28 protein-coding genes are annotated in these 24,077 nt (G+C 43.8%); 4 read left to right on the forward strand and 24 right to left on the reverse strand.

Going from position 1 to position 24,077, the window contains the following annotated elements; all coding sequences use genetic code 11:
* The first annotated feature begins 206 nt into the window (after positions 1-206).
* A complete protein-coding gene (gene sigI, locus ACYQ3Q_RS00315; protein ID WP_459926686.1) occupies positions 207-914 on the forward strand; it encodes an RNA polymerase sigma-I factor in 708 nt (235 codons plus the stop codon).
* 25 nt (positions 915-939) lie between these two features.
* Complete coding sequence (locus ACYQ3Q_RS00320) at positions 940-1,974, forward strand: anti-sigma factor domain-containing protein (protein WP_459926687.1); 1,035 nt, start codon at positions 940-942, stop codon at positions 1,972-1,974.
* 124 nt (positions 1,975-2,098) lie between these two features.
* Here the strand turns inward: ACYQ3Q_RS00320 and ACYQ3Q_RS00325 are convergent, their stop codons facing one another.
* The 23 genes from ACYQ3Q_RS00325 to ACYQ3Q_RS00435 all read right to left on the reverse strand — a co-directional run bounded on the left by ACYQ3Q_RS00325 (position 2,099) and on the right by ACYQ3Q_RS00435 (position 22,487).
* Complete coding sequence (locus ACYQ3Q_RS00325) at positions 2,099-2,791, reverse strand: response regulator (RefSeq protein WP_459926688.1); 693 nt, start codon at positions 2,789-2,791, stop codon at positions 2,099-2,101.
* A gap of 342 nt (positions 2,792-3,133) precedes the next feature.
* Entirely contained in the window at positions 3,134-3,898 is a 765-nt protein-coding gene (locus ACYQ3Q_RS00330) for a TPM domain-containing protein (protein ID WP_459926689.1), read from the reverse strand.
* Between the two features lie 29 nt (positions 3,899-3,927).
* Complete coding sequence (locus ACYQ3Q_RS00335; RefSeq protein ID WP_459926690.1) at positions 3,928-4,479, reverse strand: LemA family protein; 552 nt, start codon at positions 4,477-4,479, stop codon at positions 3,928-3,930.
* 293 nt (positions 4,480-4,772) lie between these two features.
* Positions 4,773-4,961: a twin-arginine translocase TatA/TatE family subunit gene (locus ACYQ3Q_RS00340; RefSeq protein WP_459926691.1), complete on the reverse strand. Its 189-nt coding sequence runs from the start codon at positions 4,959-4,961 to the stop codon at positions 4,773-4,775.
* A 19-nt stretch (positions 4,962-4,980) separates the two neighbouring features.
* Positions 4,981-6,417, reverse strand: a complete 1,437-nt coding sequence (locus tag ACYQ3Q_RS00345) for a nickel-dependent hydrogenase large subunit (protein WP_459926692.1) — start codon at positions 6,415-6,417, stop codon at positions 4,981-4,983.
* A gap of 56 nt (positions 6,418-6,473) precedes the next feature.
* Positions 6,474-7,499, reverse strand: coding sequence for a hydrogenase small subunit (locus ACYQ3Q_RS00350; protein ID WP_459926693.1), 1,026 nt, complete (start codon positions 7,497-7,499; stop codon positions 6,474-6,476).
* 330 nt (positions 7,500-7,829) lie between these two features.
* Positions 7,830-8,099: an SHOCT domain-containing protein gene (locus tag ACYQ3Q_RS00355; protein ID WP_459926694.1), complete on the reverse strand. Its 270-nt coding sequence runs from the start codon at positions 8,097-8,099 to the stop codon at positions 7,830-7,832.
* A gap of 110 nt (positions 8,100-8,209) precedes the next feature.
* Positions 8,210-9,226: a HoxN/HupN/NixA family nickel/cobalt transporter gene (locus tag ACYQ3Q_RS00360; RefSeq protein WP_459926695.1), complete on the reverse strand. Its 1,017-nt coding sequence runs from the start codon at positions 9,224-9,226 to the stop codon at positions 8,210-8,212.
* A 182-nt stretch (positions 9,227-9,408) separates the two neighbouring features.
* Positions 9,409-9,858, reverse strand: a complete 450-nt coding sequence (locus ACYQ3Q_RS00365) for a HyaD/HybD family hydrogenase maturation endopeptidase (protein WP_459926696.1) — start codon at positions 9,856-9,858, stop codon at positions 9,409-9,411.
* A 241-nt stretch (positions 9,859-10,099) separates the two neighbouring features.
* Positions 10,100-10,849 (reverse strand): twin-arginine translocase subunit TatC, encoded by a 750-nt coding sequence (tatC, locus tag ACYQ3Q_RS00370; RefSeq protein ID WP_459926697.1) that lies wholly within the window; start codon positions 10,847-10,849, stop codon positions 10,100-10,102.
* A 137-nt stretch (positions 10,850-10,986) separates the two neighbouring features.
* Positions 10,987-11,205, reverse strand: coding sequence for a hypothetical protein (locus ACYQ3Q_RS00375; RefSeq protein WP_459926698.1), 219 nt, complete (start codon positions 11,203-11,205; stop codon positions 10,987-10,989).
* An 18-nt stretch (positions 11,206-11,223) separates the two neighbouring features.
* Positions 11,224-13,803 (reverse strand): heavy metal translocating P-type ATPase, encoded by a 2,580-nt coding sequence (locus tag ACYQ3Q_RS00380; RefSeq protein ID WP_459926699.1) that lies wholly within the window; start codon positions 13,801-13,803, stop codon positions 11,224-11,226.
* A gap of 64 nt (positions 13,804-13,867) precedes the next feature.
* A complete protein-coding gene (locus ACYQ3Q_RS00385; RefSeq protein ID WP_459926700.1) occupies positions 13,868-14,203 on the reverse strand; it encodes a metal-sensitive transcriptional regulator in 336 nt (111 codons plus the stop codon).
* A 133-nt stretch (positions 14,204-14,336) separates the two neighbouring features.
* Positions 14,337-14,606, reverse strand: a complete 270-nt coding sequence (locus tag ACYQ3Q_RS00390; RefSeq protein ID WP_459926701.1) for a DUF2933 domain-containing protein — start codon at positions 14,604-14,606, stop codon at positions 14,337-14,339.
* Between the two features lie 50 nt (positions 14,607-14,656).
* The gene (gene tatC / locus ACYQ3Q_RS00395) at positions 14,657-15,388 is read right to left on the reverse strand and encodes a twin-arginine translocase subunit TatC (RefSeq protein ID WP_459926702.1); all 732 of its coding nucleotides are present in this window, start codon (positions 15,386-15,388) and stop codon (positions 14,657-14,659) included.
* A gap of 282 nt (positions 15,389-15,670) precedes the next feature.
* Positions 15,671-16,678, reverse strand: a complete 1,008-nt coding sequence (gene hypE, locus ACYQ3Q_RS00400) for a hydrogenase expression/formation protein HypE (protein WP_459927178.1) — start codon at positions 16,676-16,678, stop codon at positions 15,671-15,673.
* Between the two features lie 58 nt (positions 16,679-16,736).
* The gene (hypD, locus tag ACYQ3Q_RS00405; RefSeq protein ID WP_459926703.1) at positions 16,737-17,822 is read right to left on the reverse strand and encodes a hydrogenase formation protein HypD; all 1,086 of its coding nucleotides are present in this window, start codon (positions 17,820-17,822) and stop codon (positions 16,737-16,739) included.
* Entirely contained in the window at positions 17,809-18,033 is a 225-nt protein-coding gene (locus ACYQ3Q_RS00410) for a HypC/HybG/HupF family hydrogenase formation chaperone (protein ID WP_459926704.1), read from the reverse strand. Before ACYQ3Q_RS00410 ends, hypD begins: the two co-directional genes overlap by 14 nt.
* Positions 18,033-20,300 (reverse strand): carbamoyltransferase HypF, encoded by a 2,268-nt coding sequence (gene hypF / locus ACYQ3Q_RS00415; protein WP_459926705.1) that lies wholly within the window; start codon positions 20,298-20,300, stop codon positions 18,033-18,035. Before hypF ends, ACYQ3Q_RS00410 begins: the two co-directional genes overlap by 1 nt.
* A 16-nt stretch (positions 20,301-20,316) precedes the next feature.
* Positions 20,317-21,000, reverse strand: coding sequence for a hydrogenase nickel incorporation protein HypB (gene hypB / locus ACYQ3Q_RS00420; RefSeq protein ID WP_459926706.1), 684 nt, complete (start codon positions 20,998-21,000; stop codon positions 20,317-20,319).
* Positions 21,001-21,002: 2 nt separating this feature from the next.
* On the reverse strand, positions 21,003-21,353 hold the full coding sequence (locus tag ACYQ3Q_RS00425; protein WP_459926707.1) for a hydrogenase maturation nickel metallochaperone HypA/HybF: 351 nt from the start codon (positions 21,351-21,353) through the stop codon (positions 21,003-21,005).
* Entirely contained in the window at positions 21,346-21,546 is a 201-nt protein-coding gene (locus ACYQ3Q_RS00430; protein ID WP_459926708.1) for a twin-arginine translocase TatA/TatE family subunit, read from the reverse strand. The genes ACYQ3Q_RS00425 and ACYQ3Q_RS00430 overlap by 8 nt, the downstream gene beginning before the upstream one ends.
* Before the next feature lie 473 nt (positions 21,547-22,019).
* Positions 22,020-22,487, reverse strand: coding sequence for a hypothetical protein (locus ACYQ3Q_RS00435; protein WP_459926709.1), 468 nt, complete (start codon positions 22,485-22,487; stop codon positions 22,020-22,022).
* 275 nt (positions 22,488-22,762) lie between these two features.
* On the opposite strand from ACYQ3Q_RS00435, the gene ACYQ3Q_RS00440 reads away from it, so the two are divergent.
* On the forward strand, positions 22,763-22,918 hold the full coding sequence (locus ACYQ3Q_RS00440; RefSeq protein ID WP_459926710.1) for a DUF1540 domain-containing protein: 156 nt from the start codon (positions 22,763-22,765) through the stop codon (positions 22,916-22,918).
* 230 nt (positions 22,919-23,148) lie between these two features.
* Here ACYQ3Q_RS00440 and ACYQ3Q_RS00445 read toward each other — a convergent pair whose 3' ends face one another.
* Entirely contained in the window at positions 23,149-23,487 is a 339-nt protein-coding gene (locus ACYQ3Q_RS00445) for a four-helix bundle copper-binding protein (RefSeq protein WP_459926711.1), read from the reverse strand.
* Positions 23,488-23,954: 467 nt separating this feature from the next.
* Here ACYQ3Q_RS00445 and ACYQ3Q_RS00450 point away from each other — a divergent pair, with 467 nt between their 5' ends.
* On the forward strand, positions 23,955-24,077 hold the full coding sequence (locus ACYQ3Q_RS00450; protein ID WP_459926712.1) for a hypothetical protein: 123 nt from the start codon (positions 23,955-23,957) through the stop codon (positions 24,075-24,077).

Here is a 24,077-nt window from a genome sequence, read left to right on the forward strand (position 1 = left end):
CTTGGTGTTTGCTTTGTAAATCTAATACTTGAACCCATTTGTGATCTTTAGTCTGGCTGTCACCTCCTGTAGTCGCTAAAGTATTCGTACACCTGTTTAATTATCGAGGGGTAGGTTGAGAAATTTTCTTGACAAACTTTTTTCACTGGGTACCCCCTAAAATTTCTGATACATATACGAAAATATCCTTAAGTGGAGGGGTTGAAGTGCCAGAATTAACGATTCAGCAAACTTTACTACTAGTCAAAGAAGGAAACAAACTTATTAGAGAAGAGTTCATACAAAATCACAAGCCATTTATCATAAAAATCTGCTTCAACATCTGTAAACGCTATCTCACCTGGGGACATGATGACGAGCTAAGCATCGCTCTAGTCGCTTTTAATGAAGCTATTGACAGTTTTAATCCTAACGACGGAGCGTCTTTCTACGGTTTTGCTAGGACAGTTATTACCAGGCGGTTGATAGACTACTTTCGCAAAGAGTCTAAACACCAAGTGCTCTCTCTTACTCCATCGGGGGCTGACAAAAATGATCTATATGATTATGATTCAGCATCATCTTTTGAATTATATAAAGAAGAAGAGCAAAAAAATGATTTTGCTGAGACAACAAAAAACTATACCATTGTACTAGCCGAGTACGGAATAACATTGGAAGACTTAGTCGAAGTTTCCCCGAAGCATAGAGACAGTAAGGCAACTCTATGGAGAGTTGCCCAAGAGCTTTGTACGCACCCTAATTTATTAAAACACCTAACTAAAACTAAGCTTTTACCGCTCAAAGAGTTAGAACTCCTTACAGGCGTGAAGCGAAAGGTTCTAGAAAGAGGTAGAAAATATTTGATCGCAACAGCTCTAATTCTATCGGATCCAGAATTCGTATCTTTGAAAAGTTTCACTCAGATAGATTAATAACTTAAAGAGAGGGGTTAGCTTAATGAAGAAGACGAGAGGCATTGTCATGAAGACATCAAAAAAAGCCACCATCCTTTACACTGAAAGCGGTGACTATTTGAAAATCAAAACGCCGAAGACCACTCCTGCCCTCGGACAGGTTATTGAAATCGAGCTACCTATGCATAAACCTTTAAGTCATAGACTCCTCAAGTTTGGTTCTATCGCTGCAATCCTGCTACTCGCCTTGACTCTAAGTGTCTTCAACATAGTCTCAGGGCCTAACACTGCTGTGGCGGCTGTTGTGATGGATATGGACACAAGTTTGGAACTATTAATTGACCGTGAAGCTAAAGTTCTTGATGTAATCGATGTAACTCAAGGGTCCGGAAATACACCATCGAACCTTCAACTTCAAGGAATGGACATCTATACTGCTGTAGACCTGATTATCGATAAAGCGAATAATCAAGGAGTATTTAATCAAGGTAACACCCTGATCCTGACGAGCATTATACCCATGGATAATCAATCGGTAGATGTTATCGATCAAGTGAAACTCCGAGACTCTATCGAACGCCATATGCTTGAGAAGAACATCTCTGCTAACATGATGGTTAGTAAAACAGATGAAAATACCCAAAAAACGGCTCAAAGCCTTGGTATGAGTGTGAATCATTATCAGATATATAAGCGGATTCTGGAACGAGGATTAATTGTAAATACCAATGGTTCTAATTCGAAGGATGCCCTTCATATGTTGGCCGAGGCAAATACCACTTTAATTTCACTTTTCCCGAAAGAGAGCATGTCCATATCTCCTCAAGGCGAAATGCACGAGGAAATGTCCAACTCAATGGGAAATCCGATGACTGGTGAGAGTACCCCAGCAAAGAATTCCTCTGAGTCAGGATCAAGTCAAAGCTTTCCCAACAAAGCTGAAGAGTCAACATCTTCCGGATACACAATGCCTGGCAGCCAACATAAGAGCGGTGGTTTGTCAGAATCTATGCCAATACCTATGCAAGATAACTCAGGCAGTTCAGATGGCTCTGGAGAACATCAAATGATGCGTTAAGGCCCCGATGTAGTATACAAAAACTCCAGAACGAAAATATCAAGGCTCAGAACTATCAAATGTTCTGAGCCTTGAAAAATGTTCATCTGTATAAACACATGTACTTTATATTCTTCATAAATCCCTATTCAGTCTCAATTACTTCAAACTTATATCCCCTGCCCCACACTGTGCTAACAAATGAAGGTGCACCGGGAACTCGCAATTTATCCCTTAAGCGATTAATGTTAGTATCTACTATTCTCACATCACCATAATAGTCGATGCCCCATACACTTAATAATTGCTCTCTGCTATAGATTCGCTTAGGAGACCTGGCCAAAATAGATAAGAGGTCAAATTCCTTGGGCGTTAAATAAATTGGTTCGTCCAAAACAAAGACATCCCGATTAATCAAATCTATTCTCATTCCAGTGAACGTCAAAATATGCTGATCAGGCGCAGATTTGGGTGAAGCTCTTCGCGAGGCGGCTTTGATCCTGGCAACCAGTTCCCTGGGACTAAAGGGTTTTCCCATATAATCATCAGCCCCTGTTTCTAAGCCGAGGATTCTGTCAACTTCTTCATTCTTCGCCGTCAACATGATGATAGGAACTGTAGAAGACTTCCTAATCTCCTCACAAACTTTAACACCGTCAATTCTTGGCATCATTACATCGAGGATAATGATATCCCAAGGTTCAGAGCGGAACTTTTTCAGTGCTTCTTCGCCATCTACAGCTTCACCGACTGTAAAACCTTCTTTTCTTAGATATATACCAATTGCTTGGCGTATTTTCTCCTCATCATCGGCAACTAGGATTCGTAGATGGTTCATGCTGAAATTCCTCCATGCATCTTCTTTTCCGTTAGCAAGATAATCGTAAAATATTGTTCCTTCAACTAGTTTACTTCAGACACTGATGTGGCCCCCATGGGTTTCTATTATTCTCTTGACAATTGGATAATCCCAGTCGCCTATAATATTCTTTTCGACTTATTATCTACCCTCTGGGACAATTCTAATCGGTATGCGTCTACATAAAGTTTGAATAATGGCCCTCCTTCACTGTCTAAGATTCAAAACTTCTGTTACCAAACGATCAGTTTCCTTAGAAATATTGTTAAATAGGCTTTCCGCTCTTATTAAAAAAGTCGGTAAAACTACCGACTTTCGGAATTACCAACGTCTGGAGCTGCCTCCTCCTCCACCTGAACCACCGCCGCCACCGAATCCACCGCCTCCGCCGCCTCCTCCTCTGCCCCGGAATAACATTCCCAAAATTAAACCGAAGAAGAAACCCTTAAACAAGCGCTGGTCGACATAAAACAACAGGATGATCAGGATAAAGAAAATAACTTTAGCCCAGGTTGGCAGGGGCTTATTCGCTGCGGATAAAGATGGATCGGGGAACGCTTTTGGCGAATTGATTTCTAAGATTACTTGATACTCTTTAGCCACCTCCTGAGTTAAGGCACTATATCCATTCAGGATTCCCTCGTTATAATCATTCTTTTGAAAATACGGGATCATATACTTATCCTGAATCTGGCCAGTCTTAGCATCCGGCAAGGCTCCTTCCAGCCCGTACCCGACCTCAATCCGAGAGACTTGATCCGTTGGAGACACAAGAATGAGCAGACCATTGTTCAATTTCTCATCACCGATCCCCCATCCCCGCAGGATAGCTAAGGCATATTCCTCAGGTGATGTTCCGTTGAGGCTGCTTACCGTGACAACCACGATCTGAGCTTTCGTTTTTTGCTCCAGCGCGGCAGAGGTTCGAACAATCATCTGTTCCGTAGTTTGATCCAGAACATTGGCCTGATCTAAAACGAAAAATTCACTGCTCGGTTGAGGGATGGAAAGGTTTGCTGCCCTTAAAGGGGATGCTATGGTAAGTATTAATAAAACTAACACCGCAAGAAGGGGTATCCTCTTCATGGGGCTTCATTCCCTTCGTAAAACCTTCTTTAAAATTTAACCGCTGGGGCATTGTTTACATTGACATTCGGTTTGAAATAATCTCTTTGCCCAAAGCCAAAGATTCCGGCATAAAGTGATGTGGGTAACGTCTTGATTATGGTATTGTAGCTCTGAACAGAATTGTTGTAGTCCATTCGAGCAGTAGCGATGCGGTTTTCTGTACCAGCCAGTTCATCTTGCAAGGCACGAAAGTTTGCATCCGATTTGAGCTGCGGATAGCTTTCGGATATGGCTAATAATCTTCCTAGAGCACCGGTTAATGCCTGATCGGCCTGAGCCGCATCTCCCACAGTTGCAGCACCCGCTAATTTTGCTCTTGCTTCAGCGACCGCAGTAAAAACTTCTTTTTCCTGTGAAGCATATCCCTTCACGGTCTCCACCAAATTGGGAATCAAATCTGCTCTGCGCTGCAACTGGTTTTGAACCTGACTCCAGCTCCCATTGACATTTTCTGAGATCTTTACTAGGTTATTGTAACCAGAGATCAGCATCACTGCCAAAAGGACAATTATACCTACTGGAATTAACCATTTTTTCATCATGAAAGCCTCCTATTTGTTCTACCCAGATTTCCTCTAGTTTAACATTAGAACAAAATTTTCATTCATCAGTGGTGCCGCTATGCGGCATGGGGGTCTGATATATTAAAGAAAACTTCCCCATGGGAAGTCGTAGAGCGCTCAGTTAATAATAACTGGGCGCTCTATATCGGGAGAGTAACTATTGTTAATGCTATTCAATCTTACGATTGGGATTTTTCAGGCGGCATTTGCAACACATATTTCTTTAAAAATAAGGTGTTACGGCTCGAAGCAAGTACTTTGGTCCGAGTTTATCCAGTGACATTGGCATTCTCCTTGTTATCTTCTTTTATATCACTGACTACGCTGTCCTTAGCCGTTTTGAATTCACGCAGAGCTTTCCCCACCGAACGACCCACGTCAGGCAATTTGCCTGGTCCAAAAATAATCAGAGCCATCACCAAGATAATCACCAATTCCGGAAAACCTAGACTAGGCATGATCTATACCTCCTTATTTTCATCTACCGAACCCTACTACACCGGGATGGGTGGCAATAAACTCCTTATCAATTCCTTTCTCCGGACTGATCACATGTACGGCACAACCAGTGCACGGATCAAAGGAGTGGATAATCCGTAACAGTTCGATCGGTCGCTCCGGATCCGCTACTTGAGTGCCGATCAAAGCCTGCTCTAAGACACCGGGGACTCCCTTATCATCCCTGGGGGATGCATTCCAGCAAGTAGGAGTAATTACCTGGTAGGAGCTTATTTTTTGGTTGCTAATGCTTAGCCAATGACCGAGTCCCCCCCGGGGAGCATCCGTTAACCCAATGCCAGTACCTGAATTAGGTGGAGTAGTAATCTTTTGATAAGCACTAGGCCCAGGAACAAGCTGATTCATCCATCCCGTAAGGGCTTCCGCAATCTTTTGGGTTTCCAGAGCCCGGGCTTTAATCCGGTCCATAACAGACACCTTGCCATTGTAATAACCGTTAATATTCATCCGGGCTAAGGGACCAAGTTCATACACCTGGTCTTCATAACGGGGTGCCTTTAGCCAAGTATAAGCTCCGCTTTTACCGTAAGCAGGAGTTGTCTGGCCCTTTGCCGGGTTTAATCCACTGGGGCTGGAATAGTACGAATACTGTACATACTCACTAATTTTATTGGGATCCACACTTTCACTTACACCTTTAATGAGTCGTCCGCTCTTAAACAGCACATTACCGTCTGCCTGATCAAAAACACCATAACTGAGGAAATTGCCCGGGCCTTGACCAATAGCGAAGTAATCGCTGTACGCGCTGGTTAAGGTCTCTACATCCGGCAAATATTTATTGTTTATGAAGTCCTTGACGGTTACCAAGTAGCTCTTCATTTGACTTATCAGCCCGGCCTCGAGGGGCATCGTTACGCCACCGGGTGCTATACTCATAACGTGAGGCACCCTACCGGCCAGGATAGCCACCATTTCCTGTGCCTGACGACGGACTTTTAGGCCTTCCAGGTAATTAGTGATTAGGCGTTGAGTGTCCGTACTATTGATCCGCATGTCTACATCATATCCGGGTGACCAAGGATTCAGTTGGGGACCAATAATATAATCCATTAAACTCAAATGATAAAAATGCAGGATATGGTCTTGTAAATAGTTGCCTGCCTGAATGATAGAACGTTGCAGAGTGGCTTGTGAACTAGGTGTAAAACCCATGGCTTGTTCATTGGCTTTAACCGAAGCAATGGCATGCGAGACAGGGCAAACCCCGCAAATCCGTTGCGTAATGTGGATCGCATCCCAAGGATGTCGATCCTTCAAAATGTTTTCCATATCCCTAAACAAGTTACCTGTCATATAGGCCGTAGTAACTCTATTGCTGCTGTCCAGCTCTACCTTTACTTTTAAGTGACCTTCTACCCTGGTTACCGGGTCTATAGTAATAGTATTTGGCATAATTCTGATTCCTTTCTTAACTTAAGTTAAGTTACCAATTATCTAGTTTTATACTTCTACAACTTTGACTTAGACCTGATTGTATTTACAATGCCGGAGCTCTGGTTGGAACTCGTGCCACCGGAATCCATTCCACCAGAGCCTGTTCCGCCAGAGTCCATGCCACCAGAACCCATTCCTCCAGAGCCCATTCCTCCGTAATAAAAAGGCCCTTCTGGAAAACTCGGGGAAGCGCAACTTATGCACTGCATGTCAGCCTTATCAATGCACCAGTTCACACCGTTATTCCATTTAAGGAGAGGACAACTGAAAGTGGTTTCAGGTCCTTTACAACCGATACCTCTATAGCAACCAAAAACACCGTATTGATCCACCATTTCTGTATGACGGCGAGGACAATTATTATGGACTGTCGTTGGATAATATTCGACCGGCCTACCATAACTATCTAATTTAGGAATGCCTTTGGTTAACAAAGTTACAATCGTTCCAACCATGGTTTCCGGATGAGCTGGGCAAGCCGGTAAATTTATGATTGGTTTTTGTGTTTTCCCATTCAAAACTTCTTTAACTGTCTTAATACCTGTGTAAATTGACGGTTTAACTACTCCGCCAAAAGAAGCACAGGTGCCTATGGCCAGAACATATTTTGCTTTTGGTCCTAATTCATTCACTGCATCGACCATAGTCCAATTTTTTCCTTTTTTGTCTGCAATAACACAGTAATTACCATTTGTGCTTGTTGGAATACCGCCTTCGATACAGAGAATAAATTCCCCCTTATAAGCAGTAGATGTGTCAATGATTGAAGTAACTGCCAGATCACCTGCTGCGGTGGCCAGATTAGGATGATACTTAACGCTGATTTGGTTCAACAGCACATCGTCGATTGTGGTCGGCTGGGTTGCGTTAAGTAGAGAAATAGAACAACCCGTACACATGGAACCTTGCAGCCAGATAACCGGCGGGCTGGTACTTGCAGCCAAAACCTCCTCAACTTTGATTAGATCTAAAGAAGTAAGACCTAAAGCCATAGCAGATCCGGCAGCCCACTTCATAAAATCTCGTCGACTAATTTGCATACTATAACCTCCATTTTATAAGCATTTATTAGACTAATTTGTTTTTTATCTATCTGTAAAGCTTCTTAGGGTCACCTCCCATCCATATTTAGATAATAGACTATTAGTTTGAATATCCTTTGAACAAAAGTTCACGTTTTTGTAATAATTGAGTGATTGTTACGATTAATCCTTATACATGCCCTAAAATGGAAATAAAGTTATAAGAAAAGTAGGCAAAGCTAGTTTTTTTACACAATTTTCAATAAATATATAAAGTGGCTGAGTCGCTCTGTTGAGCATAAAAAAACAGACAGCATTTAATGCTGCCCGTTCTCTTTAGCGGGGACGTTACTTATTTTGCAGTATGTCACGACGACGGTGATATTCTTCTGTATCAATTTCACCACGAGCATACCGTTCACGTAAAATGTCCAAAGCATTCCCCCGGTCACCAGTCTCATTTGGGGCATGTTTGCCTATACGCCGAAATAGATAAACCCCGAGGACGAACAAACCTACCCAAAAGATCATTTGAATTGCCATACCGATTAAGCCCATCCACCAATAACCTCCACCATAAGCACCATAAGTGCCATAGCCACCCCATCCATTCATCATAGTTTGCATCCTCCTTTATTTAACCCTAAAACTATCACATGAATTAGGCCTGCACATTATAGCTTATTTTTTACAAAGTTAACTAAGAAAATGCAGCCGATCAAAATTAATCAGGCATTTTCTAGATGCAAAACCTTCCAGAATAAGTATGAGATCCCCCAGCTAATGATGAACAAAACAACCAGCACATAACCCATATTGCCAAAGTTCAAATCCATAACCCACTTCCATTGGCCGTAGTTTAACCCTAGTTTAGCGATAAGAATTTGCCCCAACTCAATAATTCCAATAAACAAGGCAGCAATAACAGACAGTCCGGTGACTGTAAGGTTGTAATAGATTTTGCGCAGAGGAGTGGAAAAGGCCCAGTTATAGGCTGTGGTCATAAACACTCCATCAGCGGTGTCCATTAAACTCATACCCGCCGCAAACAGAATTGGCAGAGCCAAAACTGCACCCACAGGGATCGATTGAGTAGCCGCGTTAGCTGAGATTGCAAGCAAGGCCACCTCTGAAGCCGTGTCAAAGCCCAATCCAAATAGAAAACCAAGCGGGTACACATGCCAACTTTTAGTGATAAGGCGGTAAAGTGGTCCACAGAAACGGGATATTAGCCCTCTGCTTAAAAGAAGTTGGTCTAAGTTATTATCATTATATTTACCTTCACGCATTTGGCTAAACAGCCGATAAAGATCGGCCCAAATGTACAGGTTTAAAATTCCGATGAGAATCAAAAAGCTTCCTGAGACAGCTGTGCCGATCAGACTACCTACTTCCTTCAGTTGAGGAATGTTTTGTTGTGCCCAGTTCATCGATACTGCTGTGACTATGGCCATAACCAAGACGACTGACGAATGGCCCAGCGAGAAATAGAAGCCTATTCCTGTAGGGTCTGATTTTTCCTGGACCATTTTCCGTACTGTATTATCTATAGCGGCAATATGGTCTGCATCAAACGCATGCCTTAGTCCAAGAGTATAAGCTAAGAAGCCAAGTCCCAATAATTGCGGATAATTGCCAGAGTTGAAAAACAGTAAACTCAGTCCTAGTATGTGTATTCCTAATACGGCACTGCCGTAGCGGAGCCACTTGGCTCTGCTTATTCCGTCATATTTGCGATCAGTCATGATATTATCCCTCTTTCCCGCTAGTTTAAATGCTTCTGTTATTTCTTAATAAAAAGACCATGAAGGAAACACCAGGCTTCAGCCTGTTTCTCAACCTTCATGGTCTTAGCTTCTTGGTATATAGTTTATCCAGCGCCCTGTTTTTATCCTGGGGACCGTGTTCAGGAAAGCAAGCTTGCGCTTCAGGCTACTGCCTCTTTTTCAATTAAGTCTATAACCTGAGGCAGCATAGTTACCATTTCCACTGACAGCCCCAGAGATTCCTTAATCTCCTTTGGTTCAATGCCAATGATGATAACCTCGGGATTTTTCTCCATCAATCCAGCGAGTCTGACCAAATCAAGGATTTGTGTATCATGCAGGGAGATATCTGAACTGGTATAAGCACCTAACTGTTCGGGCTTAAGGCGATATACCGTACCCGGGGGATGCCCCCCAGACAGACTGTCCACAACAATGACCCGCTCATTGGTCAGAAACAAGTCTAACATATCCAGGGTGGAAGTACCCCCATCGACTAAATCTACATGAGGTAAGGATCCTTTCTCCTGCAGTGCCTGAACCACCCGTACACCTATCCCGTCATCTCTTAAGAGAATATTTCCTATGCCGAGGACTGCCGTCTTTTTCATCTGCCACCTCCATCTTGATGTTATGGGTAATTCAAATCGATACACGAATTATAATTAATCCATATGAAGAACCCTTGAATTAAAAATCACGTTTTTGTAACATAGTTTTTTCTCCTTGAATTTTAGGTTTAAAAGCAAATGACCTTATATCCTTGTTTTAGGATATAAGGTCATTGCGTAACCCCTATGTGTCTATCTAGTTTTGTGACTTTTATTCACTACTTGGTTCCAAATTTTAATATCATACTTCCTGTACAAGTGACTGTTTTTTTCTTGCGGAAACTCTTTCATAGCTAGAAATCAGCAAAATGCTCAATTCGTATAAACCGAGTACCGGAAGACTGGCTGCAACCAAAGTGAAAACATCCGGCGTCGGAGTAAGTAGAGCAGTAACTATGACAACCGCAAGGAATGCCACTTTCCGTTTTTCTTTCAGTGTTTTGGAACTAATGATTCCTACTAATGCCAGAACGCCCATGATTAACGGTAATTCAAAGACTGCCCCCATCGCTAGAATCAGCATGATTACAAAGGAAAAGTAGAGGCTAGCTGATAAGGTCGCCACCATATACTGTTGACCTGTGTTCAATAAAAACTTTAATGTCATGGGAATGATGATTATATAACCAAACAAGACACCCGCTGCAAAGAGAAGTGTGGCGACAGGGATTACCCAATAAACGATTCTCCTTTGAGCTTGGGTGAGTAAAGGGGCTGCAAGACGGATGGACTGCCAAAGGATTAATGGGAAGCACACGATGAAGGCACTGAAAAACACCACCTTTATTTTGGCCATGAACCCTTCCACAGGGCTGAGAAAAACCAGTTCCCGTTGGCCCAGAGGTTGGGTTAACAACTGCACCAAAACATCAGCCTTAAGATAGAACAACACCGTGACCACCATCAGTGCCAGCATAGACAAGGCTAAGACTTTGCGCGCCCGCTCCAACCGATCAATGATTTTAACGTAATTAATTATCAGCTCTCTCACCCCACTTTTGTTGCTATAGTTCAATAATAGCCTATTAGTTTGAAAATCTTTTGAATAAAAGTTAACGTTTTTGTAATAGTTGGTTGTAGTGAATAGCACCGAAGTCCCGATGTTCCAGCTTTAGCTGAACGAGTTCACTAACCCATGATCCTTTTCTTCACCGCCGGAATGACAATCGGCATAAAGACAATCATACTCAGGATGAAAACCCAAATCATGCCGCCAATTCGGGCCACGGCAGTGTAGGTATTTCCGTTCACCCACGTGATGCCTAGAAAAATAAGGGTTATTGCCAGCGAAAGTGCTGTATAGACCACTGAAGACTGCCTGGCGGCTTTTGCTTCTAACTCGTTCATAGTAGTATAACCTCCTCCTTAGCGTGCTGTTTGTGGTTGGGGTACTGGGTGCGTACTGGTTTTCATCTGTTCCCTCCGGAACGATGGTTGGTAGCGTTTTAAGAGTAGCGTGTTCATCGTCACGGATACCGAACTCATGGCCATAAAGAAGGAAGCTAGTTCCGGACTAACCAGAAGTCCTGTGAAGGGATACAGGATACCAGCAGCCAAGGGAATTCCAGTGATATTGTAAACGAAAGCCCATACTAAGTTCTGCTTGATCTTGCGCATGGTAGCCCTGCCGATTTCAATGGCTCCTACCACATCACGGATATCGTCCTTGATCAGGATAATGTCACCTGTTTCTTTGGCAACGTCGGTTCCAGAGCCAATGGCAATTCCCACGTGGGCCTGAGCTAAGGCTGGGGCATCGTTGATCCCATCCCCGACCATGGCTACCTTCAGACCCTTTTCCTGCAGCTTGATCACTTCGGCAGCCTTATCTTGGGGCAGCACTTCTGCCAACACTGTCTTAATCCCCACTTGCCGGGCTATGGCTTCAGCCGTTCGCTGGTTGTCCCCGGTAATCATCGCCACTTGCACACCCATCTGCTGCAAGCGCTCCACGGCTACTTTGGCGTTTTCCTTCAGGGTGTCAGCCACTGCGATGATCCCGGCTGCCTTACTGTCAACAGCGATCAACATGGCAGTCTTGCCTTCTCCCTCAAGCTGCTCCATTTTTTCACTCAAGTTTCCGATATCGATCTTCTGTTGCTGCATCAAACGGCGGTTTCCTAACAGAATTATCTGTCCTTGATAAGTCGCCCGCACACCATGTCCGGGTATAGCCTCAAATTCGTCCGTATCTCCAACAGACAGTCCTTCCTCCTTAGCCCCTCGTACGATCGCTTCACCTAAGGGGTGCTCAGACGGCTTTTCAGTGATCGCTGCCAGTCTGAAAACATCATCCCGGGCAAAGCCCTCGGTCGTATATACATCAGTCACAGAGGGTTCCCCTTTGGTCAGCGTCCCGGTCTTATCGAAAACGACCGCATTTAGCTTGCTACTCGCTTCCACGGCATCAGCTCCTTTGAACAGAATGCCGTTCTCCGCACCTTTGCCTGTCCCGGCCATAATAGCACTGGGGGTAGCCAGGCCGAGAGCGCACGGGCAAGAAATGATCAAGGTCGTCACTGACAAGAGAAGGGCGAAACCAAAGACACCTACTTCCGCTAAGCTATAGGGAGAGAGAATAAACTGGCTGGCCGGAGAAAAGAAAGCCCCGTAACCGACAAAGAACCAGAAGAAGAAGACAATCAACGCGAGGACATGCACCCCAGCGATGAAGTGACCGGCCACAAAATCAGCCAGTTTTTGGATAGGCGCCTTGGAAGCCTGGGCGTCTTCCACCATTTTAATAATTTGGGCCAGAGCGGTTTCGCCGCCAACCCTGGTTGCCTTGAATTTAAAGGAACCCGTCTTATTGATAGTGGCGCCCGTGACCTGGGAACCGGCGCGTTTTTCCACCGGCATGCTTTCTCCGGTGATCATCGCTTCATCAACTGCAGAATAACCTTCCGTAACTTCGCCATCCACGGGTATGCTTTCCCCGGGCCGCACTACCACAATATCCCCGATCTCCACCTCATCGGCGGCAATCTCCACTTCTTCAGCATTGCGGATCACCCGCGCTGTTTTGGCCTGCAAGCTCATCAGATTGCGGATCGCCTCCGAAGTCCGGCCCCGGGTAAGCGCTTCCAGAAAGCGACCTAAGACGATGAACGCCGTAAGCAAAGCGGCTGACTCGAAAAAGGTGGCTCCCCGCCCGCCAAAACCGGCATCGGGCCAAAAGGTGTTGATGGTGGCAATGATATAGGCGGCACCAATCCCGGTCGCGTAGAGTAGATTCATATCGGTCGCGCCCCGTTTTAGTCCGTTCCAACTGTGTTTAAAAAACTGCCAGCCGGGAATAAAGGCGATCGGCGTGGTCAAGGCCCAAAGAACATAGACATTCCCTAAGAATTCCGGAACAAAATAGGGAAAGATCCACATATCTCGGAACATACCAATCATCACCAAACTGGCTAAGGGCCAGGCAATCCACATATTGCGGGTTTGGAACCGGAGTTCCTTTTGACGCGCCTCTTTCTCCCTGTCTAAAGCTTCCTGACCTGTCACCTTTTCGCTGGCCTCATAACCCAAAGCTTGGATCTCTTTCTTGATCCGGGTTTTATCCACGGCTCCGGGGTAAAACGTTACCTTGGCCGACTCCGCCGGTAAATTAACGACAACAGAAGTGACTCCCGGCATTCCCTTCACGGTCTTCTCGACTTTAGCGACACAAGCCGCACAACTCATGCCGCGCACAGTGAGCAAAACTTCCTCCTCCGGCACCTCGTAGCCGATGTCTTGAATTAGTTTCACCATCTGGGGTACTCCGGTCTGATCACTCGCATAAGTCACAGCCGCCTTGCTCGAAAGCAAATTGACATGAACTTCCTGCACACCGGCCATGTTTTTTAGGGTTTTTTCCACTTTTGCCACACAAGCGGCACAAGTCATACCCTCTACCGGCAAACTTACCTGTGCCAAATGTTCGCTTCTTGTTGTTTCACTCATAACGTTTACCTCCAATCGGTAATCTGATTCAGATTCCCTTTCGCTGTTTATTCTTTACAGAAGATTATCTGATCATGCGGAACACCGTTTTCAAGACTTCGTCCACCACCTCTGTGTCACCAGCTTCCAACCGTTCCCTCACGCATGATTTCATGTGTTTTTCCAGAAGCAATTTAGAAACCCCATCGAGGGCAGACTGGGCGGAGGAGATCTGATTTAAGACGTCATCACAATACACTTGGCGCTCAATCATTCCTTTAATGCCCCGGATTTGACCCTCGATCCGGTTCATTCGGGCGATAAGCTGTTGGATCGTTTTTTCTTCATGATGACTCCTGAGGTTACCTTCTTCTTTCGTCCTATCCTGATTACAACAAATTACTTTAATCGGTTCGTTCATTGACTCACCATCCTTCCTATATAGCATAGGGGTCTACCCTATATTCCTTGTTAAAAAAAGAGACCATTAATTGGCTCTAAAAAAATCGCCTGACATGTTCTTTCTGTACCTTAGCTCCAAAATCAAACATTGTTTATTCTTGTTTACAATTTTCTCCATCTGCTACATCTTGATGTTTGTGATTATGAGACATAAATTTCATCATTACTAAATGTCCCAATGGACAAGCCAATATTAATAACACCGATAATCCACTTTTCAGACCCGAACTCTCCAAGTTTAACGATGGCAGTGCTGCTAGTAAAACAATCGGCACCAAACAGCATAGTAACATTAGGATACCATGTGATAAATGTCCACCTTTATTTTTCATTTTAAGATCCATTCCTTTCGCTGTGCTCAAGGCACAAAAATTTAGTAAATGCTCATCACTTCAATGTGAATTCTTTTGTCTCAAGCATAGTTAACATTGTCTTTCTTCATCTTGTTTTTTTCCATAAAGAAAATAATCCAGATGCTCAATTCGTAGAGAAGAAGTACTGGGGCACAGATGGCCACTAGAGTTAATACATCTGGGGTAGGTACGATCAGACCAATGAGGAGAAGGATTCCAATGTAGCCATACATTCTCGTATTTCTAAGCTTTCTGGATTTTACTAAGCCTAGCCGGCTGAGGGCCATCATGACGAGGGGAATTTCAAATAACATACCCATAGCAAATGTTAATAATAATAGGAAGGAAAAATATTTGACCCCAAGAAGCATAGGGTTAAGGTAACCCTCACCAACCCCCATGAAAAATCGTAGTACCAAAGGGAAAATCACTTGATTACCGAAGCCAGCTCCTAAAGCAAAAAGGATCAAAGCCGGTGGAATGGCAAAGAAAATTGTCTTCCGTTCTTGTCGAGTACAGCCTGGCATAATAAACGCTATGGCTTGGTAAATAAGCACCGGCAGGCTAACCATAATCCCCCCTACGACAGCTATTTGAATCGTTGTAAAAAAACCGTCAGCAGGACCGATAAAATACAGTTGCTTTCCACTTAAAGGAGCCGTAAGCCACATGATAACTTTATCCATATTTAGATAAATCACGGTGGCTCCGGCGAGCAGCGCCACCGATGAAATAATGAGACGGTATCTGAGCTCCCCCAGATGATCTGTCACTGTCATCTGCTTATCCATATGCCCCTCCTTTTCGAGGAAATTTTTCTAATGTATTTACCGAATCTCCTGTGGTTCTATGCCGATGATGGTAACCTCAGAATTTTATCGATACTTGAATTATAAATGACCAATTTGAAGAACCCTTGAATAAAATTTAACGTTTTTGTAACATTCTCCTTGATGTTTTTTAAGTCCGTTTCCTTTTCTACATTACTTGGATTAGTTTCAAAGACTAATAACCTTATATCCTTGTTTTATCAGGATATAAGGTTATTAGGTAAATATGATTCAAGCTTGTTTCTAACAAATACGCGGCAGTTGATCAGCTACAAGGACATCAACAATCCTCTTACCACCAATGCCTGTCTTAAGGTACACTTTACCGACAGGGCCATCCACCACATCACCAATTACCGCAGCATCCTGTCCCAGCGGGTGTTTTCGAAGGACATTCATAGCTGCCTCAACCTGCGGTTGCGGCACCACGGCCAGAAACTTACCTTCGTTAGCCAGATATAGAGGATCTAATCCTAAAATATCACAGGCTGACTTCACGTTTCCTTGAACGGGCAGAGAATCCTCAACTAAAGCTATACCCACACCGCTCTGCACGGCAATTTCATTGAGAGTCGTCGCTACTCCACCCCGAGTAGGGTCCCTTAGCACCCTAATACCTGGTACATCCAACAATAACTCTTGGATTAACCCGTTGAGCGGAGCACAGTCACTGCGGAGATTATTGAAATTAAGTTCCGAGCGTTTGGCCATTATGGTCATGCCATGGTCGCCTATCGTACCATTAATGATGATCTTATCCCCTGGCCTGGCGTTACTTCCTGACACATCTGCTCCAGGAAGTATGACCCCAATACCTGCCGTGTTGATAAAAAGCTGGTCAGCACAACCTTTAGGCACGACTTTCGTGTCGCCGGTAACAATTAGCACACCGGCTGCTTTAGCCGTATCCGCCATAGACTGGACAATCTGCCTAAGCCTTGCCATTGGGAACCCTTCTTCGATAATAAAGCCTGCACTCAAATACAAGGGTCGGGCACCGCTCACAGCTAGATCATTGACTGTTCCACAAACGGCCAGTTTCCCGATGTCTCCGCCAGGGAAAGTCAGGGGAGAGATTACATAACTATCTGTGGTAAACGCGAGTCTCTCCCCGGGTGTCAAAAAACTAGCTGCATCGTTCATCTCGTCGAGTAAGTCATTACGAAAATAGTGATGGAAAAGCTCTTTCACGAGTCTTTGGGTGTATTTGCCGCCGTTACCATGACCGAGCAATACTTTTTCTTCTTCCATACGTTCCCATTCCTCCTTGTAAAAACTAGTAATACCAGAACACTCGTCTGTGTCCACTTTAATGATGGTACTTATAATAAGCACCACAGGTACCCTCTGAGGAAACCATGCACGGCCCTACAGGTTTTTCTGGATTGCAGACGGTTCTAAATAAAGAGCAATCGGGAGGAGTCTTTTTCCCTTTAAGAATCTCGCCGCATAGGCAACCTGCTGGACCGGCGTTTTGGCTTTCCTCCAGACCAAAAACTAAGCGCGCATCGTAGTTCGAGTATTCCGGCTTGAGTACCAGGCCGGAGCTAGGTATTGTTCCTATACCACGCCAGGTGACGTCTGCTAAAGTAAATACCTTTTCGACCAAAGCCTGGGCCCGGATGTTTCCTTCTTCAGTCACCAATCCCCCGTACACATTGACTAACGAAGGTTGTTTATTCGCCGCCAGGGTACTAAGTTTTATTAAAGCCGCTAACATCTCGACGGGTTCGAAACCTGCCACGACAGCCGGAATTCGGTATTCCTCCCGAAGGAAGCTAAATAGGCCAAATCCTGTAACAGTAGAAACATGGCCTGGTAAAAGAAACCCATCCAAGGATATTTCCGGGTCATTCAACAGGGCTCTTAAGGCATTCGGCACTACTTTATGCGCAGTCAGAAATGTTAAATTCGCGAGACCTTGCGTCGCTGCCCGCTCGATCGTAGCCGCTACAGTAGGAACCGTCGTTTCGAAACCAACTGCTAGAAATATTATCTTTTTGGCAGGGTTTGATCTTGCTATCTCAAGCACATCGAGGGGCGAATACACAATTCTGATATCCGCTCCATTCGCTTGGGACTCAAGTAACGATCCTTTACTCCCCGGCACCCGCATCATATCTCCAAAGGTCGTAATGATCACATCGTTGTAGCTGGCTATTTCCTGAGCCAAGTCGACATAACCCGGCGGAGTTACACAAACAGGGCAACCCGGTCCGGAGATGAGTTTTATTTCAGGCGGCAACAGAGACCGGATACCACTGCGAAATAAGGCATGGGTATGAGTTCCACATACCTCCATTAGTGCTACAGGCCTCGTTAATTTAAGCTGACGGAACTTTTCCCCAAGTTGTGCTCCTACTTCCCGAGCCTGTTGTTTGCTAATTATGCTCATTTATTGCCAACTCCTTAATAAGCTCCCAAGTTAACGAGGCCTCATGTGCATCAATGACTTGAACAGCGAAACCGGCATGGACCAACACGTAGTCCCCTACTCTTACCGGAGAAACCAAATCTAATCCCACTTTGATTTGCGTATCGCCAATTTTTACGGTTCCAATAGTCTCATTAATTTCAATGATCTCGCCCGGTACTCCTAGACACATTAAAACGACACCCCTTTCCTTATCTGCCCGGCGATGACTGCTTGACCTAGAGAAATCCCTCCATCATTAGCCGGTACCTTACTGTGCGTATAAACTTGGAATCCATCCTTTTCTAAGCATTTCACAGATTGGTCTAAGAGCAGAAAGTTTTGAAAAACCCCACCGCTTAGAACGACATTATCGATTCCTGTATCCTCCCGAATAAGCTTACAGGTTGCCAAGATTACATCAGCTAGAGTTTGATGAAACCGCGCAGCCATAACCTCTATAGCTTCGTTTGCCAAAATTTCACGGATGAGCTCTTCAAACATGGGCTTAAATTGGATAGTCCAAGGTTTTGTGACTCTATTGAGTATGAACCTGTACCCGTCACAATGGAGTTCAGGTAATGCCAGTTGCTCCAATTCAATCGCCGCCTGGCCCTCATAGCTGATTTCCTGGCGCACTCCCACTAGGGCAGCTACCGCATCAAAAAGTCTACCGGCACTAGACGTCAAGAGGTTAGTCCTGCCATTTAGAATTAAATCTTTAACAATGCCCAGCTTGTACGAATCAAGATCCTGAAAAGGCGGCAGTGGCATTTGCGTGATGTTTTGGTCAAACATAGTCAACAGATAACTAAGAGCCATGCGCCAGGGTTGTTTTATAGCAGCACTTCCTCCAGGTAATGGTACATACTCGAAGTTCGCCCTACGAACAAAACCATGATAGTTTCCGGTGAAAAACTCCCCTCCCCAAATTGTGCCGTCAGTTCCATAGCCGCTGCCATCAAAAGCAACCCCAATGACATCACTCACCACCCCATTTTCAGCCATACATGAAGCGATGTGGGCATGGTGATGTTGTATAGGAAACTTGTCCAATCCATCGATATCTTCAGCGTATTTAGTGCTCAGATAGTCAGGGTGTAAATCATAAGCCACAGCTTGCGGGGTAAGGTTAAATATTGTTTGTAAGTGATCAACGGCTTGTTCGAAAGCAAGCATATTACTTAGATTCTCTAAATCTCCGATATGCTGACTTAGAAATGCTGAATTTCCTTTCGTTAGACATACAGTATTCTTCAACTCAGCCCCTAGAGCCAAGATATTATCGATCTCAAATGGCAGTTTCACAGGCAGAGGAGCGTACCCCCGGGAACGCCTAAGCAATCTTTGGCGCCCTTTGAAAAAACGGACAACCGAATCATCCGTGCGGATATGAATCTCCCTGTTATGGGTTAAAAAGTAATCAGCGATGGAACCGAGATTTTCGAGTGCTTCATTGTCTCTGTATTCAATGGCTTCCCCGCTGCTATTCCCGCTAGTCATGACTAAAACTTCCGGACCGTTTTGGAACAACAAATGGTGCAACGGCGCATAGGGTAACATCACTCCCAAGTAACGGTTCTTGGGTGCTACATCAAAGGCTACCGCCGAATCATCCTTTTTTTTCAACAAAACAATGGGGCAACGTTCGCTTATTAGAGCGATTTCTTCCTCGTTTGTTACATCGCAGTACTTCTTAACAACTTCAATATCAGGCATCATTACCGCAAACGGCTTTGCGTCCCGATTTTTCAGGTTTCTCAGCCTTTGCACGGAAGTCTGGCTTAAAGCATCACAGACCAGGTGGTAACCCCCCAACCCTTTGACGGCTAAAATATACCCTTGCTTAAGCAATTCTACTGCTTTCTCTGGTGCATCCTGAGCTGCAACCTGCTTGCCTTGACGGTCCAACAAAACAACTTGCGGGCCGCACACCGGGCAGGCATTCGGCTGGGCGTGAAAACGGCGATTTTGAGGATCATCATATTCTTTGCGGCAATCAGGGCACATAGGAAAGTTGGCCATGGTAGTGTACGGCCGATCATAAGGGATATCTTGAATGATAGTAAAACGAGGGCCACAGTTCGTACAATTGATCAACGGATAGCGGTAACGCCGGTTCTCAGGATCATTAAGTTCAGCCAAACACTCAGGGCATATGGCCACATCCGGAGAAACAAGCGTGAATTTTATTTCTCCCTTCGCGCTGTCCTTAATCACAAAATCCTTATAATCGGATGGTGGTAACTTCGTTAACATAATTTCTTCGATTACGGCTAAAGGTGGGGCCTCAGAACTGATTTGTTTAGCAAAGCTTTCCAGAAATACTTCGTTTCCTTCTGCTTCGATTTCCACACCCTGGGCAGAGTTATTAACCCACCCTGTTAGATTTAATGTTCTCGCTAGGTTATAAACAAAGGGACGAAAGCCAACTCCTTGGACTACCCCTTTGATCGTCATATGAATCCTAGTTCTATTAGGCATCATTGACATTTTCTTTCTTCTTTATCTGTTCTAAGAGATATTGAGCTAATTCTGGAACACCCTGACCGGTGCGACAGGAAAGAGTAAATGCTTCGAGGCCGGGATTAATAGTCTTGATGTCTCCCAGGGCTTGTTCGATGGAAAAATTAGTCTGCTCAATAAGATCTATTTTGTTAATAACTACTACTTTGGCCCTCTGGAACATGGCCGGGTACTTAATAGGTTTATCATCCCCTTCAGTTACACTCAGAGCTACCATTCTAATCTCTTCACCCAAATCATAGCTTGCCGGGCATACCAAGTTGCCAACGTTTTCAATGATCAGCAGTTCAATTCCATCCAAAGGAAAATTATCGAGGAGTTGTTTAATCATGGTACTATCCAAGTGACAACCACCACAGGTGTTAATCTGGATTACCGGTATTCCCTGCTGTTCAATACGTTCTGCATCCTTAGAGGTATAGAGATCCCCTTCAATGACTGCCATTTTAACTTTATCTTTGAGTTCTTTAATGAGGTTTTCTAAAATGGATGTTTTCCCTGCTCCAGGTGATCCCATAAAGTTAATAACATAAACTTTTTTACTTTTAAATTCCCTCCTTAACTCTGCAGATAGCAGGTCATTAGCTTTCAGAATATTTGAAACTACTTGAATTTCTTTGCTCGATTCACTCAATTCTATCCCTCCTCACTTTCTCCGGTTACTGTGTTTACATATAATTCATTACCGGTCAGCATCTCGTACTCCGGTCCTTCTTGACATTTACAGTTTAAATTCACGATACCTTTCAATGACTCTCCACAACGGACGCATCTCCCAGTCACCGGCACCTGGGTAATCGTGAATTCCGCCCCTTCCGCTAAAGAACCTTGGGCAAAATAATCAAAGGCAAAGTCTAGTGCGGCAGGTTCTACGCCGGAAATTTCCCCTGCTATAACATTGATCTTGGTAATAGTTCTTAAACGATGTTTGGCAGCGTTATCGATTATGATATCGAAAATGCTCTGCATAATAGAAAGTTCATGCACTGGTGACATTCTCCTTGTTATCTTCTTTTATTTCACTGACTTCTACAGCATTGACTACACTGTCCTTAGCCGTTTTGAATTCCCGCAGAGCTTTCCCCACCGAACGACCCACGTCAGGCAATTTACCTGGTCCAAAAATAATCAGAGCAATCACCAAGATAACTACTAATTCCGCAATACCTAAACTAGGCATAATCTATTCCTCCTTGTAAAACTGTTTGTTTGTTTCACTCCAGCAGGTAGGGCCTCCATTTATAAGCTGTTTGTCTTACTAATTTGTTTTTATCGATCTGTAAAGATTAGCACCCCCCCATCCATATTTAAATAATAGGCTATTAGTTTGAATATCCTTTGAACAAAAGTTAACGTTTTTGTAATACTTAGGTGACAAGATCAATGCAATGTAAAGAAAACTTGGCTGGCACCCGAAGACACTGTCTTCGCACGGCTTAGCTTAGCGGAGAAGCCGCAGGCGAAGGCGGCAGCCTTAGTTGCACTTATGCTTAGACGAAGACACTGTCTTCGCACGAATTAGTCTTCTTGCAGTATATAACGCAAGTTTATACTTTCTGATAGTACAAAAAATAACTGGGCTGTCTCTATTGTTTCAGCCCAGTTAAAACTTATTCAGTAGATTTTATCATGGCTACTGCCCATTACCATTTACTACTCTGGCCTTCCATCATTCCCGTATCCACCACCGTATCCGTTACTTCCCTGACCTCCCATCATTCCGTATCCACCACCGTATCCGTTACTTCCCTGACCTCCCATCATTCCGTATCCACCACCGTATCCGTTACTTCCCTGACCTCCCATCATTCCGTATCCACCACCGTATCCATTACTTCCCTGGCCTCCCATCATTCCGTATCCGCCATTGTATCCATTACTTCCCTGGCCTCCCATCATTCCGTATCCGTTATTGTATCCATCGGAATCCGGATTAGGAATAGCCGCATTAGAGTTGGTATTTTGGGAAGATGGCGTTGAAGTTTCATTCGGTTGACTTGTCACAAGTTGATTTTGGGGTGTATTAACGACAGGAGTCCCCGTGGTAAGGGCAAAAGCCGTACCCGTAAGTGCCATTATCCCTGCAATTGAGAGACCTACAATCCATTTAGTCTTTTTCATTATTTTTCCTCCTTTAATTTTACACAATACTATTCTTTCAACCTTCATATCTCAAATTATACCCAACCAATTAGACTATGCTGTGAATGAGTTATGAATTTCTTATGAATTTGAGAGAATGTTGTAGATAGACTTTATAGTCAAAGAGATGGGCTAATGAAAGACGAAAGGCATTGTCATGAAGACATCGAAAAAAGCCACCATTCTTTACACTGCATAAAATCAAATATCTTGGACAAAATAACTCTGGATAATAATTAGGGAGGTGCATGATTATGGCTCCTAAAATAGAAATAAAATGTAGCGTAGACACCTGTCATTACTGGAAAAGTGATTACTGCCATGCCAATAACCTGGAAGTAAACGCCCAAGGCGATGGCATAGCAAATTCCAGTGACGGAACATGCTGCACAACCTTTAAAAAAGCTTAAAAAACGGGGAGGCAATTTAAAAATGTCTCCCCGTTTTTTTTATAGTTTTGGATATCTCCAAGCTTAGCTAGACTTGAGAATGGAAAATACCATCGATGGCTAGCTGAATTTGAAAATAACGAACCGTTTTTTGTCCTATCTCCGTGGAATCAGAACAATTTAGTTAATAACGAGTATGGGAAGTTAAATAACCCGATTCTCAGTGATTATTGAGAGTCGGGTTATCTTTTTTACATTGCAAATGCTCGACATTCCATGGCACAGTGCAAACAGATGTGGGCACATTTTTGAGACTCCTTGTCGGTAAATCGTGCACATTCATTGCCACATGCTTCACATATACTCGCGCAAAGGCCTGCTAGTGCTTTGCTAAATGAGCTATAGCGGGCAAGGTATTTGGCAGTCAGTGTACAAACGTCAGCACAATCTCGCAGTAGTTGTAATTGTCTATGCCTTAAATGGAGATCTTGGGAATGCATAAGAAGATGAGTAACCATGTGTTCACACGTTACTTCACAATCTTGAACAGTTCTTGTGATATTAGTATGGTGCATTTGATGTGTATTCATAGGAACCATCCTTTCACACTTCTCTGATTAGATTATGATTTGCACTATTATTTGTGTATGTACAATTTAGTGGTTATCGAAGATTTAAATCATAGTTGGATCGATTTAGCATGTTATTAGGACTGTGTTATTGGTCTAGACAAATATCCATTTCTGCAGTATTCTTCAGTTATGATTCATATCCTAGTATTTCTCTATGTTTATAAGTCTTAGACTGTGAATAAAGTTTGGGCAGTGAATTATAATGAGCTAAATGTAACGTACCAACTGAAAATTTAAAGGCTCTCCTGAGTTACACACCCAGAGAGGTTCACAAGATATTCACATTTAATTCACAGGTTATTTAGATGAATGATATATATTAGTTAAATAAGTCCTTTACCTCTCCTCTTTTGTATAAGGCTTTCTTCGGAAAGCCTTGTCAATTCTCAGAAATAAATTTGAAAATGTTACAAGGAGGCGACCATTTGAAAATAAAAGTAATCATGGGCGTACTGATCCTGCTGTTAGTAGGCGGTGGCTATTGGGGTCTGAATGCAGTAGAACAATTGAAGCCTGATAGAGCGGTAATGGTATCTAACAATTATTAA

The sequence above is a fragment of the Desulfosporosinus burensis genome (assembly GCF_054657535.1).